Below are 16,492 nucleotides of genomic sequence, written 5' to 3'. Positions count from 1 at the left end.
TACATTTCGATGTTTTCAAATTTAACAATTTTAATCAAATTACTTTAATAAAATATAAAAAACGAAATACAAATTAAGTTTACTAATTAAACCTACCTAATAACTAATTTTTATAAAAGCAGACTTTTTATGCTGAATAAGTACTTACATATACTAAAATTGATTAGATTTACCGTGTTTAGGCATGGAAATTTTCGGTTCTCTATTGGCAGTTGTAATAGGTATCACTCTTGGGATGATGGGGAGTGGAGGGTCTATTCTAACTGTTCCTGTACTTGTCTATATTTTGCATGTAGACCCTAATTTATCAACGACTTATTCCCTCTTCGCTATTGGTGTATCTTCATTTATAGGCTCTGTGATTAATTTCACCAAAGGCACGATAGAATTTCGGAAAGTATTGGATTTTGGGCTTCCTTCCATAATTACCGTTTTCCTAACAAGGCAATTTATTCTTCCTTTGGTGCCGAAGGTATTTAATATCGGCCCTTGGAGCATCCATCAAAATACGGTATTAATGATTTTCTTTGCCTGTATTATGATTCTTTCTGCCTTCTCTATGATAAACAGGAAAATCGAACAGAACTGGAAGATAGAAAAAAAATATTCCAAAGGGACAACAATAGGACAGGGTATAGGCGTTGGTTTTATAACTGGTGTAGTAGGGGCGGGAGGAGGCTTCTTAATTATACCTGCTTTGATTAATTTTTACAAAATGCCGATGACAAGGGCCGTATCTACGTCATTAGCTATTATTGCCATTAATTCCCTATTCGGACTTGTTGGAGATTTAGAAAAATTCACTGTATTTGACTGGAATTTAGTATTACAGTATACAAGTGCTTTGATACTGGGAATGCTTATTGGATTCTATTTATTACGATTCTTCACTGGGAATCAATTAAAAAAAATACTAGGATTTCTAATTTTTTTTGTGGGAATCTTTATAATAATTAACGAATTCCTTCTGAAAAATTAGTTCTGTGGATAATTAATCACATTTCATAGCTGGATTAAAGGGTTCAATATGCACAAAAACATTGGAGATGTCGGACATATTATCCATGAGATAATCCTTTAATGCATGAGCTATATCGTGTCCCTGTTTGACTGTCAAATCTGAATCCACAACAGCATGAAGGTCAATGATATAAAACATCCCAACTTTACGAACAAAACACTTATCCGTGGCAAGAACACCATCAACTAGCAATGCCATTTCTTTGACCTGATCGACCAAATCTTCAAAGATATTTTCATCCATAATTTCTCCTAAAGCAGGACGGAAAATACGATAACAATTATATAAAATAAAACCGGCAGCTAATAAAGCAGCCCAATCATCGGCATATTCATACCCTTCACCAAGACATATTGCTATAGAAACACCTATAAATGCAGCTATTGAAGTTAAAGCATCGCTACGATGATGCCACGCATCGGCCTTCAAAGAACTGCTATTTAACGCTTTTGCACGTCTGTTAACAATTTGATAGCTTGTTTCTTTCCATAAAATAATTCCTCCTAACACAATAAGTGTCCAAGCAGCTGGAGGTTCATGTGGCGTCCGTAGATTTATCACACTTTGATGCGCGATTACGGTTGCTGACATAACTAAGAACAACACGACTATAAATGTTATTAAAGGCTCGATGCGCCCGTGACCGTATGGATGAGTCTTATCAGCTGGACGTTTGGAATATTTGATCCCTAATAATACTAAGATTGAAGAAAAAATATCTGTTGAAGATTCTATGGCGTCTGCAATTAGAGCGAATGAATTCCCAAAGAATCCGGCGAACCATTTTATCAAAGCTAAACCTAAACTACCTAAAATACTAAAATAAATTGTTTTTTCTGCTTTATCTGCTTTTGACATGTTTAAGATATTTATGCAAAGTAAGCAAATAAATTTCGGCTATGGAATCCATAAATGGCATATTTAAGATCAACACCTTCTTTCAAAAGCACAAAAGTTTAATAATTTGCATTATGTTAAATATAAAATGATAACAAACTGCGATCTTTTAGGGTAAATATAAACCCAAACACTTATGAGGTGTTTGGGTTTATATAGAATTGTAGCAGGTATATTAATCCCTCAACAATGTGATATCCAATACAGGCTTTTTCAATCCCATTTTCTTTATTTCATTTTTGCAAACGTCCACCATATCTGCTGTCATCTTATATCTATACTTTCCGTAATCATCCATCTCAAACTCTCCAATATAGAAAAATCCGTATTTATCGAAGAACTCACTTAAATCCACTTTAGCAACTTCACAAGCTGTTTTTACAAAATTCAGTTGGTGAATTGCAGGATTTCGCTCGCCTTGCATACGTTCCTGTGCCCAATTCGTATTTTTCACCTGATTAGAGCTATCCTTATTGTTTGCTTGATCACGAAACGTTTGGAACAAATCTGGATAAAAATCGGGATTTGCTCCAGCTCCCTCAAAATATAACTGTAGCTGCCAAAATGGAACTAATCTATTGAAGACATCCGGATCCTGTAGAAATGATATTTTACCGTCAATTATCTTTTCTTTTGCCGTCTTATAATTTCCTTGTTCGGATATTCTTGTGGGGTTACCGAAAGAACGTGTTACATACAATGAAAACAAATTATTACTCACCTCCCCTAGGCCTCCCCAATTAAACATAGGTCGTGTCTGATGCACATGACCGACTTCATGGCTGAATCCCCAACACGGATCACCTTTTACGACTCGATTAGGATCTACCACAAGATTCATTGCATAGCCTTTTTTGTCTCCCATGTATGCTACTCCATCACCGTCTCTAAACATATAATAATTATAATTTACCCGTGATAAAATTTTATTTTGAGGTACCCTCCCATGCTTAATCAATCCCAATATCCGATGTTGTCGATAAACAAGAGAGTCGTAATTACTAATCAACTCCACTCCTTTTCCGTAAGCATACTTTTTGATCGCCTCAACGGGATAAGCGATCTGTATATGCTCTCCAATACCATCCAGTATCGGGAATACCGCATTATCAACTAACTTATTCCAATCCGTATTATTATGTCTTTTGATATCGAAATATCCATTAGTCTTGCCAGTGATAAAGTGGACTTTGATAGGCTTTTCTTTTGAAGGGGTATCCGAGAAATAGTCGATATATGCCAAACTTCCATATTCTTTCAATTCAATCACATTGGTTCCGTTTTGCAGTTCGAATGTCTGCTTCTCTATTCCCCATCCTTTCGGATCCTTAGTTGGCTCCTCAGGGTTTGGCGCTTTGCGCTCCCAGTTTGGAATCACCAAGTTCACTTTCTTATCCTTATCAATTCCTTCTACCAAGACAACATGTCTGCCTAATGGTAAATAGACGCCCGTTATATTCTCGTATTTACTGTACCCGTTTCCGATACTAAGTTCTTTTCCTAATGTTGTGGGGGAAAGCAAAGCATTGTAGGTGTTAATTTTGAAACTATTATCATAAGTTCCTTTCAACATCTGTAAAGCCACACCTTTAATAACAGGATCTAATATATTATTAACCTCCTTGGTATTAACACCAGTTTTTAGAGCTGTAGCGACAGGATCATTAAAAATAGACAAGCTGCTATTGATCGTCTTGAGATCAGATGTGGTCTGCGCGTCCAAACCTACTGTCAGTAGATTTAAAGCAAGTGCTGTACATAGAATTTTTTTCATAATTGTTACTTCATAAGAATATCTAAAATAAGAGATAATAGATTCAAAAGAACGCAACAAAAAAGTGACAATGCAAATATGAGGAGTAGAATCTTATTGCAAACGATTGTTTAATTTTTATCTTAAGAAAAAAAAGCTTGCACATTCTCTAACAAAACTATAAATTTGACTAATTATTATTAATAAATGATAACATCGCTATCACATCACATTCATATGCATCATCGCCAGTTTGGCGATATGTAATGTTATGTGTTTCTACGTGAAGCATCCCCCTCCGATTTCATTTTAATATTAATAATAGTTTAATTTCAACTAAGCAATTCATTTTGAAAAATTTAAAGATAGCTATCCAAAAATCGGGTAGATTAAACGAAAAGTCAGTTCAACTCTTAAAAAACTGTGGTCTTGATTTCGAAAATTACAAAAGCTCGCTAATTACTACTGTTTCTAACTTCAATCTAGAGATTCTATTCCTCCGTGATGATGACATCCCGGGCTACGTGGAAGAAGGTATAGCAGATATCGGTATCGTCGGTGAAAATGTAATCGATGAGACGGAATCCAGCGTTACTTATCTGCAAAGGTTGGGATTCGGAAAATGCATGCTAAAGTTGGCTATTCCAAGAGATTCGACAATCACCGATCTTAAAGATCTGAGCGGAAAGTCTATTGCTACTTCATACCCTGTTATTTTAAGGAATTTTCTTCAGGAATATAAGATCACCGCTGATATACAGACGATATCAGGTTCTGTCGAAATAGCTCCGGGTTTAGGTTTGAGTGACGCGATCTGTGATATAGTGTCTACAGGAGGAACATTGAAGAGCAATGGTTTAAAACCATTTGCTGATGTTCGAAAGTCCGAAGCTATACTAATAGGTCGTGAAGGTTTGGAAGAGAACGAGGTGTTATGCGAATTACTGCAGCGTATACGATCAGTACTTCGTGCTAAAGAGACTAAATATGTCGTGTTAAATGTTGAAAAAATAAATCTCCCAAAAGTGACTAAACTTCTTCATGGAGTAAAGAGCCCTACTGTTGTTCCTTTGGCAGAGGAAGGTTGGTTCGCTGTGCATACGGTGATTTCGGAAGACGACTTTTGGGGGAAAATTAATAAGTTAAAATCGGCTGGAGCACAAGGGATAGTGGTTATGCCAATCGAAAAAATTATTTTATAATGCTTAAAGTATACAATTACGAAAACCTACTACCGACTGAGGTACAACGTTTAACCTTGCGCAACACCGATCCAAATAATGCCATTCAAGAGACGGTCAACAGTATAATTGATCAGGTCAAAAAAGATGGAGATATTGCGTTGAAAGCCTATACGTCCAAGTTTGATAAAGTCAACTTAGAACACATATACCTCGAAAAAGATGAGATAGAAGAACTAGCGCTTACCATTTCCCGGGATCAGCAACGTGCTTTGGAAATTGCTTTTCAAAACATACACCGATTTCATAGTACACAATTGAAAAGAGAAAGAGTAACAGAAACTATGCCTGGGGTCAGATGCTGGCGAGAGATCCGCCCTATTGAACGAGTGGGTTTGTATATACCTGGAGGCTCAGCAGTTCTACCTTCTACTCTTCTCATGTTAGGAGTTCCGGCAAGAATAGCAGGTTGTAAAGAGATTGTGGTTTGTTCTCCACCTCAAAAGTCGGGTAAAATCAACGGTTTCATTGCATTCTGCCTTACTCTTTTAAAAATAGATCGTGTATACTTAGTCGGTGGAGCTCAAGCTATTGCTTCAATGGCGTTTGGAACCGAAACCATCCCTAAAGTTGATAAAATATTTGGACCAGGTAATCAGTTTGTTACTAAGGCTAAAAGTATAATACAAGCTCAAACTAACGTTAGTATTGATATGCCGGCAGGACCATCTGAAGTTCTTATTATCGCAGATGAAACAGCAAATCCTAGTTATGTTGCTGCCGATTTATTAGCACAAGCAGAGCATGGGGCCGATAGTCAAGCAGTTCTAGTGTCGACATCAGCTAATCTTATTGAAGAAGTAAATAGAGAATTGGCCTCTCAGGTTCAGCTGCTACCTCGCAAGGAGACCGCGAGTGCAGCACTGGCCAATTCATATGCTATACTAACTCCTGATTTAAGAAAAGCCATGAGTTTTTCGAATCAATACGCCCCAGAACACCTCATACTAGAAACGGATTCGTGGCAGTCTATCACCTCTCTTATACTCAATGCTGGATCTGTTTTTTTAGGACACTTAACTCCTGAAAGTGCAGGTGACTATGCTTCAGGAACGAACCATACATTGCCTACTTCTGGATACGCTCGATCTTATTCGGGGGTTTCTACAGATTCCTTTATCAAAAAAATTACCTTTCAACAAATAAATGAACAAGGTCTAGAACAGATCGGTTCCGTTGTAGAAATACTGGCTGAACTGGAAGGGTTGCACGCTCACAAAAATGCGGTCACTATACGTAAAGCATCACTATAACTTATTAAAGAGAGCCAGAAATTTCTATTTGGCTCTCTTTAATGGTTTTTATAGGATCAGAAAGCGTCTCTTTAGCCAGTTGGTAACCTGCTTTTATTAAATCGGCTGACCTGTCGAAATCCCATATTCCAGAAATATCGCAAGGTACGTTAACAATATAATCTGGCTTATAAAGCTGCATACTAAGCATACTAAGTCGTCGACGCATAGCCATATAAGATTCCTGTAGTATCCCGATGGCATTAAGTTTACTATAGACCTTTGGATTCGCTGAACATGGAGATCCATCTAAATTGATGGCGATTTTTATATTATCGGTATTTTGCACATGATTTACTGGAACGGGATTTAACACCCCTCCATCTACGAGAAATTGATTTTTAAGGTGTATTCCCTGGAAAACAGCCGGTATAGCTATAGAAGCTCGAATGGCGGAATAAATACTGCCACTGCGAAAAATAACTTCCTTTTCGCTAGCGAGATCTGTTGCTACCGCAGTATATCTTATGGGTAAATTTTCAATATCAATATCTTCGAAAACCTCCTGTAAAGTACGCATCACCTTTTGCCCTTTTAATATCCCAAATCTAGGATCCGAAAAATCCATTAAGCGAAATACTTCTCGCTTTGTCAGCTTGCTCATCCATTCTCCCAGCTCTCCTATTTTTCCTCCGGCAAAAGCAGCCCCGACTAGGGAACCTATGGAACACCCTACTACTTCATCTATTTCGACTCCTTGCTCGAGGAGCCATTGTATAGCACCTATTTGAGAAATACCCCGCGCTCCCCCACTTCCTAAAATCAAAGATACCTTCTGTTTTTGCATTGTATACAGTTTTGATTAAAGATATGAAAAAAAAGATAAATTTATTTTTGTCAACGGAAAGTCTAAAAAACTGGTCATATTTGCAAAAAACAAAAACAGGTGCTACTTTTGCTAACAGTGTTAACTAAATGTTTAAACACATGAGTACAGCAAGCAGAAGAGAACGTGAAATTGAGGAACTACGCAATAAAATTATCACCCAATCGTGGAAGATAATAATGGAGGATGGCTGGCAGGCCCTTTCTATCCGAAGAATTGCGGATGCCATCGAGTATAGTGCACCTGTAATCTATAAACACTTTGAAAGTAAAGAAGCAATTATCGAGTATTTCTCAAAAGAAGGGTTCAGCATCCTATCGCACGAGATGAGTTTGATTCCTGAATACAAAATGGATTCCAGCGAGCGCTTACGTGATATCGCCTATACATACTGGAGATTCGCATCTTCTTACGTACAACATTATAGAATCATGTTTGGATTAGGAATCCCCCCCTGCGAGACTATCAATAGCTCGAAAGAAATGCAACGTACTTCAAACTATATGTATAATGCTATTGAACAAATCTTAACTGACTCGGCAAACAACACCGCAGATAAGCATCTGAAGCTCAAAACCTTCTGGTCTACACTTCATGGTTTTGTAGCGATTGCGCTATTATCAGAGGACAATATTCCCTCAGCACCTACAGCAACACTAATAGACGCCGTTGAAGGTTTTATATTTACATTAAAAAACAACAAATAAACAATGAGCTTATTACAAGATCTATCCTGGAGATACGCCACAAAAAAGATGAACGGCACTCCGGTAGCACAAGAAAAAGTAGACTATATTATCGAAGCGGCCAGAATGGCTCCTACCTCGTCCGGATTACAACCGTTTAAAGTTATACAGATAAGCAATCACGAGCTTAAGGCTAAAATTCAACCTATTGCATTCGGGCAAACACAAATTGTAGACTCTTCTCATCTATTGATTTTTGCGGCTTATGACGAATATACAAAAGAACGTGTAGATGCCATATTCGCGCAGCAGGAAATAGAACGGGAATTACCGCTAGGAACTTCAGACGATTATAAGAATACATTGTTTGGGATGTTTGCACAACAAACCAAGGAGCAACACTTTGCACATGCTGCCCGACAAGCCTACATCGGCTTCGGAATGGCTATAGCCGCCGCAGCAGAGCAACGTGTGGATGCTACGCCGATGGAAGGGTTTACGAATGTACAACTGGATGAACTTTTAGGCCTGGATAAATTGGGACTGAAATCGGTCACGATACTGGCACTAGGTTACAGAGATGAGTCAAATGATTGGTTGGTCAACCTGAAAAAAGTGAGAACAAAACCGGAAGACTTCGTCATCAATTTTAATTAATTTTTTATAGTTTCTATCAAAAACGCCCTAACCATTCGGTATAGGGCGTTTTTTTATAAGTTAAGAATTGCTTAAAAGCCCGCAATTGCAGCATTCAATGTTGCTGAAGGACGCATCGCTGTAGAAGCAAGCGCATCATTAGGGAAGTAATATCCACCAATATCCTGCGCTTTACCTTGTGCAGCAATTAATTCTTCGTTAATCTTAGCTTCATTGGCTGTCAGCGTTTGTGCCAATGCGGCAAACTTAGCTGCTAAATCAGCATCTTTAGTTTGTTTTGCTAATTCTTGCGCCCAGTATAAAGTCAGGTAAAAATGTGAGCCACGGTTGTCTATCTGACCTACTTTACGTGCTGGAGATTTATCATTGGCCAAGAACAATGCATTTGCCTCATCTAGAGCATCTGCCAAAACCTGAGCCTTGCTATTGTTCTGTGTTTGTGCTAAATGCTCGAAAGAAGCTTGTAAAGCAAGGAACTCACCTAAGGAATCCCAACGCAAATAGCCTTCTTCTAAGAACTGCTCAACGTGTTTTGGAGCAGAACCACCTGCACCTGTTTCGAATAGACCTCCTCCGTTCATTAAAGGAACTATAGACAGCATCTTAGCTGAAGTACCAACCTCTAAGATTGGGAATAAATCGGTAAGGTAATCGCGTAAAACATTCCCCGTTACGGAAATAGTATCTTCACCTTCACGAATACGGTCCAATGAAAATTTTGTAGCCTCTACTGGAGACATTACAAAGATATCCAAACCATTTGTATCAAAATCACCTAGGTATTTCTCTACTTTCTTGATAATCTCTCTATCGTGTGCACGCGCCTCATCCAACCAGAATACTGCAGGTGTTGCCGATAGACGAGCACGATTAACAGCTAACTTAACCCAGTCTTGAATAGGAGCATCTTTTGTCTGACACATACGGAAGATATCGCCCGCTTCTACAGCTTGACTCATATATACATCGCCATTTGCACCGACAACACGAATTGTTCCTTTAGCTGTTGCTTGGAAAGTCTTGTCATGAGAACCGTATTCCTCTGCTTTCTGCGCCATCAAACCTACGTTTGGTACCGAACCCATTGTTTTTGGGTCTAAGGCACCATTTTCTTTACAGTCTTCGATCATAGCTTCGTAGACACCTGCATACGAACGATCAGGGATCATCGCAATAGTATCACGTTCTGCACCTGTTTTATCCCACATTTTACCACCTATACGTATCATCGCTGGCATAGAAGCATCGACAATCACATCAGAAGGTACATGTAGGTTGGTAATTCCTTTATCCGAATTAACCATAGCCAAATCAGGACCATTAGCAATAGCAGACTCAATAGCCGCTTTAACTTCGCCTTCTTTTTCATTACCAGCTATTTTAGCAAGTACCTCGCCCAAGCCATTATTCTTATTGATACCTAAAGAAGCGAACAATTCACCATACTTGGCAAATACTTCTTTAAAATATACTTCAACGATAGCACCAAAGATAATAGGGTCTGAGACCTTCATCATGGTAGCTTTTAAGTGTGCTGACAACAAAACTCCAGCTTCTTTCGTTTCCGCAATAGTAGCTGCAACAAAGTCTTTTAGTTTAGCAACATTCATGACGGAAGAATCAATGACTTCACCGGCTTTTAGCGGAGCTAAACCTTTCAATTCTTTTACAGAACCGTCTTCAGCGACAAATTCTATTTTAAACTGAGATTCTTCTTCAATAGTCACAGATTGCTCGGTAGCATAAAAATCGCCCTCCGTCATAGAGGCAACCTTAGTTTTGCTATCTGCTGCCCAAGCGCCCATTCTATGTGGATTTGTCTTTGCATAGTTCTTCACAGCTTTCGGTGCTCTGCGATCCGAGTTTCCTTCTCGCAATACTGGATTCACAGCAGAGCCTAATACCTTTGCATAACCGGCTTTGATTTTCTCTTCCTCATCATTAGAAGGGTTATCTGGGTAATTAGGCACCGCATAACCTGCAAGCTGTAATTCGGCGATAGCCGCTTTCAATTGAGGTATCGAAGCCGAAATATTTGGTAATTTAATAATATTTGCGTCAGGTGTAGTTGCCAGTTGTCCCAATTCAGCCAACGTATCAGTTGTTTGTTGTTCAGGTGTCAAATAGGAATTGAAATTAGCAAGGATACGTCCCGCTAACGAAATATCTCTCAATTCAACGTCAATATCAGCCGTTTTTGCAAATGCTTGTACAATCGGTAAAAATGAATAAGTAGCCAATAATGGCGCCTCGTCTGTTTTAGTGTAAATAATCTTAGAAGACATAGTTTCTGTTGAAATATTATAATTTTTTCGATTTAAGATCCTGAATATTAACAATAGTTGATTATATCGTTAAAATTCGTCTAAAGATAACAAAATCAAAGGGTAAATCCCCATAAAAGCCTAAAATATGACTTTATCTCCAACCTTCAAGCCATTGTTCTTGGCTATGACGCCACACATATGGTATAATAGGCGCGCACCAACATTCCCATCCCATTCATCCTCCCCCGGAGCGACCTCTACAAGATCCATACCTATTATTTTCCTGTCAGATTCTGCTAGACGACTTAAAGCATATACGGCTTGCTCATAGGATACCCCTCCAGGTACCGGTGTGCCTGTATTTGGACAATACCATTGATATAAAGCATCTATATCAAAGCTCACAGCAACATTGGCAGGCAGTAAAGCAATGGCCTCATCGACCTGCTCTTTCCAGGTCTTGCCTTCAAATTGTTCTTTCTTTAAATCAGCATCTGTAAAGACTTTTACTTTTTCAGAAACTCTGACAACTTCTACCTCCTGCTCACAGAAATCACGGATTCCAATTTGAACTAACTTTGTTACTTCAGGAAGCTGGATGGCATTATACATAATTGAAGCATGTGAAAATGTAAATCCTTCATAAGCGATACGTAGATCCATATGTGCATCGAAATGAAGTATCCCAAAAGTACCATAGCTTGCTGCCAACGCCTCATAATAACCATAAGGGGTAGAATGGTCTCCTCCCAATAGGATCACTTTTTTACCCTTCTTTATCCAAGACGATACCCGTTCCTTTAATTCGCGATTTAATACCTTCGAAGCTTCATTTATTTTATCCAAATCAGTTTTTAATGCAGGGAAGTCTTCGATATTCTGTCCATTTTCAAGCGCCTCGATGATTGGCTGTGCCATTGCTTTATATAAGTCACTATTGGGTTTCCAATGTGCTGGCCCTTCATCCAAATAAATACCTAGTTTCCATAACTCAGGAAACTCCTGATGCAATAAGTCAACTTGAAAAGACGCATCAAATATGGCCCCAGGCCCGTCCGATGCTCCTGCTCCATAACTCACTGTCACCTCCCATGGTACAGAGACAATAATAACTTCACTCTCATCCGCAGAAAACGGCAATCCATAAATACTTGCATCTGCCAACCCCGGTTGGGATGGATCAAAATTTGCTATCTTTTCTTGTTTTGTCGACATAAAATGTATTTTTAACTACAATGCGCAAAGATACTATTTCTATAAAAATAAAACAGCAACCAAATGGCTGCTGTTTTCGTATATATACCTAGGAGTTTCCAAAACCCTATTTTTTATAATACTTCATAGCTTCGGGTATCAAACTCTGCAATTGCGTTATTCTTCTAGCATCATTAGGGTGAGTACTCAACCATTCTGCCGGTTGATTGCCGGACTTAGCACTGGCCATGCGCTCCCAAAATTTAATTGCAGCATTAGGGTCATATCCAGCCATTGCCATTATGATAAGCCCAGCCTTATCGGCAGCTAGTTCGTCCTCTCGCGAAAATTTCAACATACCGATAGGAGCACCGATGCCGTAAGTTAGATTAAGCGCATCGATCCATTTATTATCAGTGGTTTGCGAAGCAACACCGATGATCTGACCTAACCCTTGAGCAGCGATCTTGTTTGACACCTGTGCTACTGAATGTTCTTCAATAGCATGTGCGATCTCATGCCCCATTATTGTAGCCAGTCCAGCATCCGTGCCCGTAAACGGTAAAATACCCGTAAAAACAGCGACCTTACCACCCGGCATGCACCAAGCGTTTACTTCATCATTTTCAATTAAATTAAATTCCCAATTAAAATTATATCGATCGGCAATACCTCTTTCCTTAAGAAATCTCATAGTTGCAGCCGCGATGTTATTTCCAACACGCTTTACTGCTGTGGCATTAGCGGTACCGGTAACCACTCTTGTACTAGAATTTGACAGAAACTCTTTGTACGCCAACGCGGCTTGTTCATTAATAGCGCTACTATCGACCAATTTAAGATACTTTCGACCTGTGATAGCTGAGGTTGCACAGCCGGCGACCACTCCCGCCATCAATACTATAGCTGTGTATTTAAATAACTTTTTCATCAAAATATTTTTTATCTGCGATGGCTAAGCCAAATACAAGAAATAATTAACAATTCCTATGCCTAAAAAACTAATCGTTTCGTCTTTTTTTAAATAGATAAATTTTGGACTCGTGCCCCTTCAGTAAACGTTCTATATTTTTCTGATGTGTAATCAATATTAACGCGCATATTGCAATAGCGTAAAGCATGATCGAGGGTACTGTTGTCTTAAATATTAAAGCTAATGTTATCGGAAAGGTAAACCCGGCAGAGATTGAACTCAACGATACATAGTGGGTAATCAACAAACATAAAATAAATACAGATACACAGCATAGCGCGGCAGGCCAGTGAATAGCCAACACCATCCCAAACAAAGTCGCAACGCCCTTTCCTCCTCTGAATCCTGCGAAAAGCGGAAACAAATGCCCCAAAACAGCGATAACTCCTAACGCGAGCTGAAAATTCACAAAATGCGGTGATCGATAATCGCCAACTATGGATGAATCCAATAGGTACGGTAGGTTAGTGGCCGTCCATCCCTTAAATATATCAACAAACATCACGATTGCACCCGCTTTTTTACCCAACACACGAAAGGTATTGGTGGCACCAGCATTCCCACTTCCATATTCCCTAACATCCACACCATAAAATGCTTGTCCAAACCAAACAGCAGTCGGTATTGATCCAAATATATAGGCTAGAATTACGATACTTACTAAGTAAATAGAAATCATCAATTCCAATTAAATAAGTTTGGCTTTAAGACTTAAATCTAGACTTTTTACCGAATGGGTCAACGCTCCTACTGATATAAAATCTACACCAGTCACGGCATAGCTACGTATTGTCTCTAATGTAATTCCGCCCGAAGCCTCTGTCATCATCTTACCATTTACCAATTCTACGGCTCTTTTTACATTTTCCGGTGTGAAATTATCAAACATCACGCGCTCAACACCATTGCAGCCCATCAATTCTTCAAGTTCCTGAAAATTACGCACCTCTACTTCTATCGGTATATCGATTCCCTTTTCTATCTTGTACTTTAACGCATTAGACACCGCTTGAAAAACACTTCCCGCATAATCAACATGGTTATCCTTAATCAAAATCATGTCGTACAGGCCAAAACGGTGATTCACCCCTCCTCCGACAACAACAGCTCTCTTTTCTAAAAATCGAAGTAAAGGCGTGGTCTTTCTTGTGTCCAATACTCTAGCCTTTGTGCCACTTAATTCCTTGACATACTGCGCTGTTCTACTAGCTATCCCTGACATCCTCTGCATGACATTAAGTACTAAGCGTTCTGCTTTAAGAATAGAATGAATCCTACCTTTTGTAGTCAACACGATATCTCCCACATTCACTTTATCACCGTCCTTAATAAAAACTTCAATTTGTAGCGTAGGATCTACTTCTTTCAATATTTCAACTCCTACGTCAACTCCTGCTACAATACCATTTTCTTTCACTAGCAGTTTAGCTTCCCCCATTTTATCCTCGGGCAAAGCTGCTAAAGAGGTATGATCTCCGTCCCTAACATCCTCCCTCAAAGCCTGTTGTACAAAAAAACTAAGCTCTTTCTTATACTCTCGATCCATTTAATTTGTTTCAAATAATAAGCTAAGATGAATAAAATAAATTTATTCTAAAAAATTATTGTTTATTAACTCTTCAAAAATCAATCTATCCGGAGCTCAGATATTGATGCAGCTCCCTTCAATTCAATGACTTTCACTAGAACGCGAAAATTTCTATTTGCAGTCTTGACATTATAGATAAAATAGCGGTTTGATTGGTTACCACCAGAGGCAGTAACCCTTTTGACTTCTGTCACTTTATGCTGTCTAAAAAAATCAGCAAGAAGCAATTCGCCCTGAAACCGGGTTACGACTTGTTCTTCTTTATCAATAGAGAGACTAATAGAGGATGAGAAATATTTGGCAACTGCCTTGGCATTATTCGCTTTTAGTCCTTGGATTATATTGTTATTTAAATTAATAATTTGAAATGAGCATAGTAAAATTATAGACGGAATAGCAAGGAAAATCAAGTTTTTAGTCATCATAAGATACAATAGGTAACGAAGCATAATAAGCTTAAAATGGCAAATAGCAAGCTAAAAGTATGCCACAAATGTGCTTTTTAAACCAAGCATAGTGAAAACATTATCTTTTAAAATCATTATATTTGTGTGTGGACAATTTAAATCAAAAAAAAGTAGCCCTACTTATCCTGGATGGATTAGGGTATGGCAAAGAAGATAGTTCAAACGCAGTCTTAGCCGCTCAAAAGCCCTTTCTTGATAAGCTATTGGCAGGCTATCCTAACTCTAAGTTAGAAGCATCAGGCGAATCGGTGGGACTTCCGCAAGGACAGATGGGAAATTCTGAGGTCGGCCATATGAACTTAGGTGCAGGCAGGGTAGTATATCAAGAGTTAGGCCGTATTAATAAGGCTGCTCGCGACGGAGAGTTCAATCGTGATCAAACGATTCAAAATGCATTTAGTTACGCACAGACAAACCAGAAGAAGGTACACTTCATAGGTTTGTTATCTGACGGTGGCGTGCACGCACATATCGATCATTTAAAAGCTTTATGCGACGCCGCACAATTTTTTGGACTGCGGGATGATCAAGTTTTCATACATGCCTTTATGGATGGCAGAGACACTGATCCTAATGGAGGAGTTCCCTACTTGCAAGATCTTAAAAATCATCTAGTACATTCCTGTGGAAAAATAGCTTCCGCTATAGGTAGATACTATGCGATGGATCGGGATAATCGTTGGGAGCGCGTTCAGCAAGCTTACAATTTATTAACTAAAGGTATAGGAACACATTCAACAGATGTAGTCGCTAGCGTACAGGCTTCCTATGATGACGGTATTACCGATGAATTCATAAAACCTATTGTTATTGTAGACGAGACAAATACCCCAATAGCTACAGTCGCTGATGGGGATGTTGTCATCTGTTTTAATTTCCGGACAGACCGAGGTCGGGAGATCACCATTGCACTCACCCAAGAGGCTTTTCCAGAATATGGTATGCATCCTCTAAATTTACATTATGTTACTTTGACAGCCTATGATGAAACATTCAAAAATATCAACGTAGTATTTCAAAAAGACAACCTTTCTAAAACATTGGGCGAGGCATTAGCTTTACAGGGAAAAAGTCAAGTACGAATAGCCGAAACCGAAAAATATCCTCATGTGACTTTTTTCTTTTCGGGTGGCCAAGAAGCTGAGTTTGAAAATGAAAGACGACTTTTAATTCCTTCACCAAAAGTCGCGACATATGATCTGCAACCTGAAATGAGTGCTGTTGCCATTACCCAGGCAATTACAGATGATATTAGAGAAAATCAACCTGATTTTATCTGCCTTAATTTTGCTAATCCGGATATGGTAGGACATACAGGTGTATTTGATGCTGTAGTCAAAGCTGTTGAAACGGTAGATCGGTGTACACAACAAGTTGTAGAGGTTGGTTTATCATATGGATATTCTTTCATTATCTTAGCAGACCATGGCAATTCTGAATTTATGCGCAATGCGGACGGCTCTCCAAATACAGCGCATACGACTAATTTAGTGCCATGTATATTGATTGATGAAGATTATAAGCATATCAAAGATGGCAAATTAGGTGATATTGCTCCAACAATACTTAAAATCATGGGGTTGACTATCCCTAAAGAAATGACCGGAGATGTTTTGGTATACTAGCAAAC

Annotated in this window: 15 protein-coding genes; 6 read left to right on the top strand and 9 right to left on the bottom strand. The window is 38.8% G+C overall.

The window, feature by feature from the left end:
• Window positions 1-184: 184 nt before the first annotated feature.
• Window positions 185-979: a sulfite exporter TauE/SafE family protein gene (locus G7B20_RS16275; RefSeq protein ID WP_164112488.1), complete on the top strand. Its 795-nt coding sequence runs from the start codon at window positions 185-187 to the stop codon at window positions 977-979.
• A gap of 12 nt (window positions 980-991) precedes the next feature.
• Here G7B20_RS16275 and G7B20_RS16270 read toward each other — a convergent pair whose 3' ends face one another.
• Complete coding sequence (locus tag G7B20_RS16270) at window positions 992-1,879, bottom strand: cation diffusion facilitator family transporter (protein WP_164112487.1); 888 nt, start codon at window positions 1,877-1,879, stop codon at window positions 992-994.
• 214 nt (window positions 1,880-2,093) lie between these two features.
• A complete protein-coding gene (locus G7B20_RS16265) occupies window positions 2,094-3,692 on the bottom strand; it encodes a M60 family metallopeptidase (RefSeq protein ID WP_164112486.1) in 1,599 nt (532 codons plus the stop codon).
• 329 nt (window positions 3,693-4,021) lie between these two features.
• On the opposite strand from G7B20_RS16265, the gene hisG reads away from it, so the two are divergent.
• Complete coding sequence (gene hisG / locus G7B20_RS16260) at window positions 4,022-4,873, top strand: ATP phosphoribosyltransferase (protein ID WP_164112485.1); 852 nt, start codon at window positions 4,022-4,024, stop codon at window positions 4,871-4,873.
• Window positions 4,873-6,165: a histidinol dehydrogenase gene (gene hisD, locus G7B20_RS16255; protein ID WP_164112484.1), complete on the top strand. Its 1,293-nt coding sequence runs from the start codon at window positions 4,873-4,875 to the stop codon at window positions 6,163-6,165. Before hisG ends, hisD begins: the two co-directional genes overlap by 1 nt.
• A 4-nt stretch (window positions 6,166-6,169) precedes the next feature.
• On the opposite strand, the gene G7B20_RS16250 is transcribed toward hisD, so the two are convergent.
• Window positions 6,170-6,991, bottom strand: a complete 822-nt coding sequence (locus tag G7B20_RS16250; protein ID WP_164112483.1) for a patatin-like phospholipase family protein — start codon at window positions 6,989-6,991, stop codon at window positions 6,170-6,172.
• A 140-nt stretch (window positions 6,992-7,131) separates the two neighbouring features.
• Here G7B20_RS16250 and G7B20_RS16245 point away from each other — a divergent pair, with 140 nt between their 5' ends.
• Window positions 7,132-7,737, top strand: a complete 606-nt coding sequence (locus tag G7B20_RS16245) for a TetR/AcrR family transcriptional regulator (protein ID WP_164112482.1) — start codon at window positions 7,132-7,134, stop codon at window positions 7,735-7,737.
• 3 nt (window positions 7,738-7,740) lie between these two features.
• On the top strand, window positions 7,741-8,373 hold the full coding sequence (locus tag G7B20_RS16240) for a nitroreductase family protein (RefSeq protein ID WP_164112481.1): 633 nt from the start codon (window positions 7,741-7,743) through the stop codon (window positions 8,371-8,373).
• Between the two features lie 71 nt (window positions 8,374-8,444).
• Here G7B20_RS16240 and G7B20_RS16235 read toward each other — a convergent pair whose 3' ends face one another.
• The 6 genes from G7B20_RS16235 to G7B20_RS16210 all read right to left on the bottom strand — a co-directional run bounded on the left by G7B20_RS16235 (window position 8,445) and on the right by G7B20_RS16210 (window position 14,820).
• The gene (locus tag G7B20_RS16235; RefSeq protein WP_164112480.1) at window positions 8,445-10,658 is read right to left on the bottom strand and encodes an NADP-dependent isocitrate dehydrogenase; all 2,214 of its coding nucleotides are present in this window, start codon (window positions 10,656-10,658) and stop codon (window positions 8,445-8,447) included.
• A gap of 120 nt (window positions 10,659-10,778) precedes the next feature.
• Entirely contained in the window at window positions 10,779-11,855 is a 1,077-nt protein-coding gene (locus G7B20_RS16230; protein WP_164112479.1) for an agmatinase family protein, read from the bottom strand.
• A gap of 106 nt (window positions 11,856-11,961) precedes the next feature.
• Entirely contained in the window at window positions 11,962-12,765 is an 804-nt protein-coding gene (locus G7B20_RS16225; protein WP_164112478.1) for a M48 family metallopeptidase, read from the bottom strand.
• A 70-nt stretch (window positions 12,766-12,835) separates the two neighbouring features.
• Entirely contained in the window at window positions 12,836-13,486 is a 651-nt protein-coding gene (gene plsY / locus G7B20_RS16220) for a glycerol-3-phosphate 1-O-acyltransferase PlsY (RefSeq protein WP_164112477.1), read from the bottom strand.
• A gap of 9 nt (window positions 13,487-13,495) precedes the next feature.
• On the bottom strand, window positions 13,496-14,353 hold the full coding sequence (nadC, locus tag G7B20_RS16215; protein WP_164112476.1) for a carboxylating nicotinate-nucleotide diphosphorylase: 858 nt from the start codon (window positions 14,351-14,353) through the stop codon (window positions 13,496-13,498).
• Between the two features lie 80 nt (window positions 14,354-14,433).
• Window positions 14,434-14,820, bottom strand: a complete 387-nt coding sequence (locus G7B20_RS16210) for a DUF4783 domain-containing protein (RefSeq protein ID WP_164112475.1) — start codon at window positions 14,818-14,820, stop codon at window positions 14,434-14,436.
• 128 nt (window positions 14,821-14,948) lie between these two features.
• Between G7B20_RS16210 and gpmI the strand changes: the two genes are divergently transcribed.
• The gene (gene gpmI / locus G7B20_RS16205) at window positions 14,949-16,487 is read left to right on the top strand and encodes a 2,3-bisphosphoglycerate-independent phosphoglycerate mutase (protein WP_164112474.1); all 1,539 of its coding nucleotides are present in this window, start codon (window positions 14,949-14,951) and stop codon (window positions 16,485-16,487) included.
• Window positions 16,488-16,492: the final 5 nt, after the last annotated feature.

This window comes from Sphingobacterium sp. xlx-96 (assembly GCF_011007365.1).
Classification (GTDB): domain Bacteria; phylum Bacteroidota; class Bacteroidia; order Sphingobacteriales; family Sphingobacteriaceae; genus Sphingobacterium; species Sphingobacterium luzhongxinii.
This window is presented reverse-complemented; position numbering and strand designations above follow the sequence as displayed.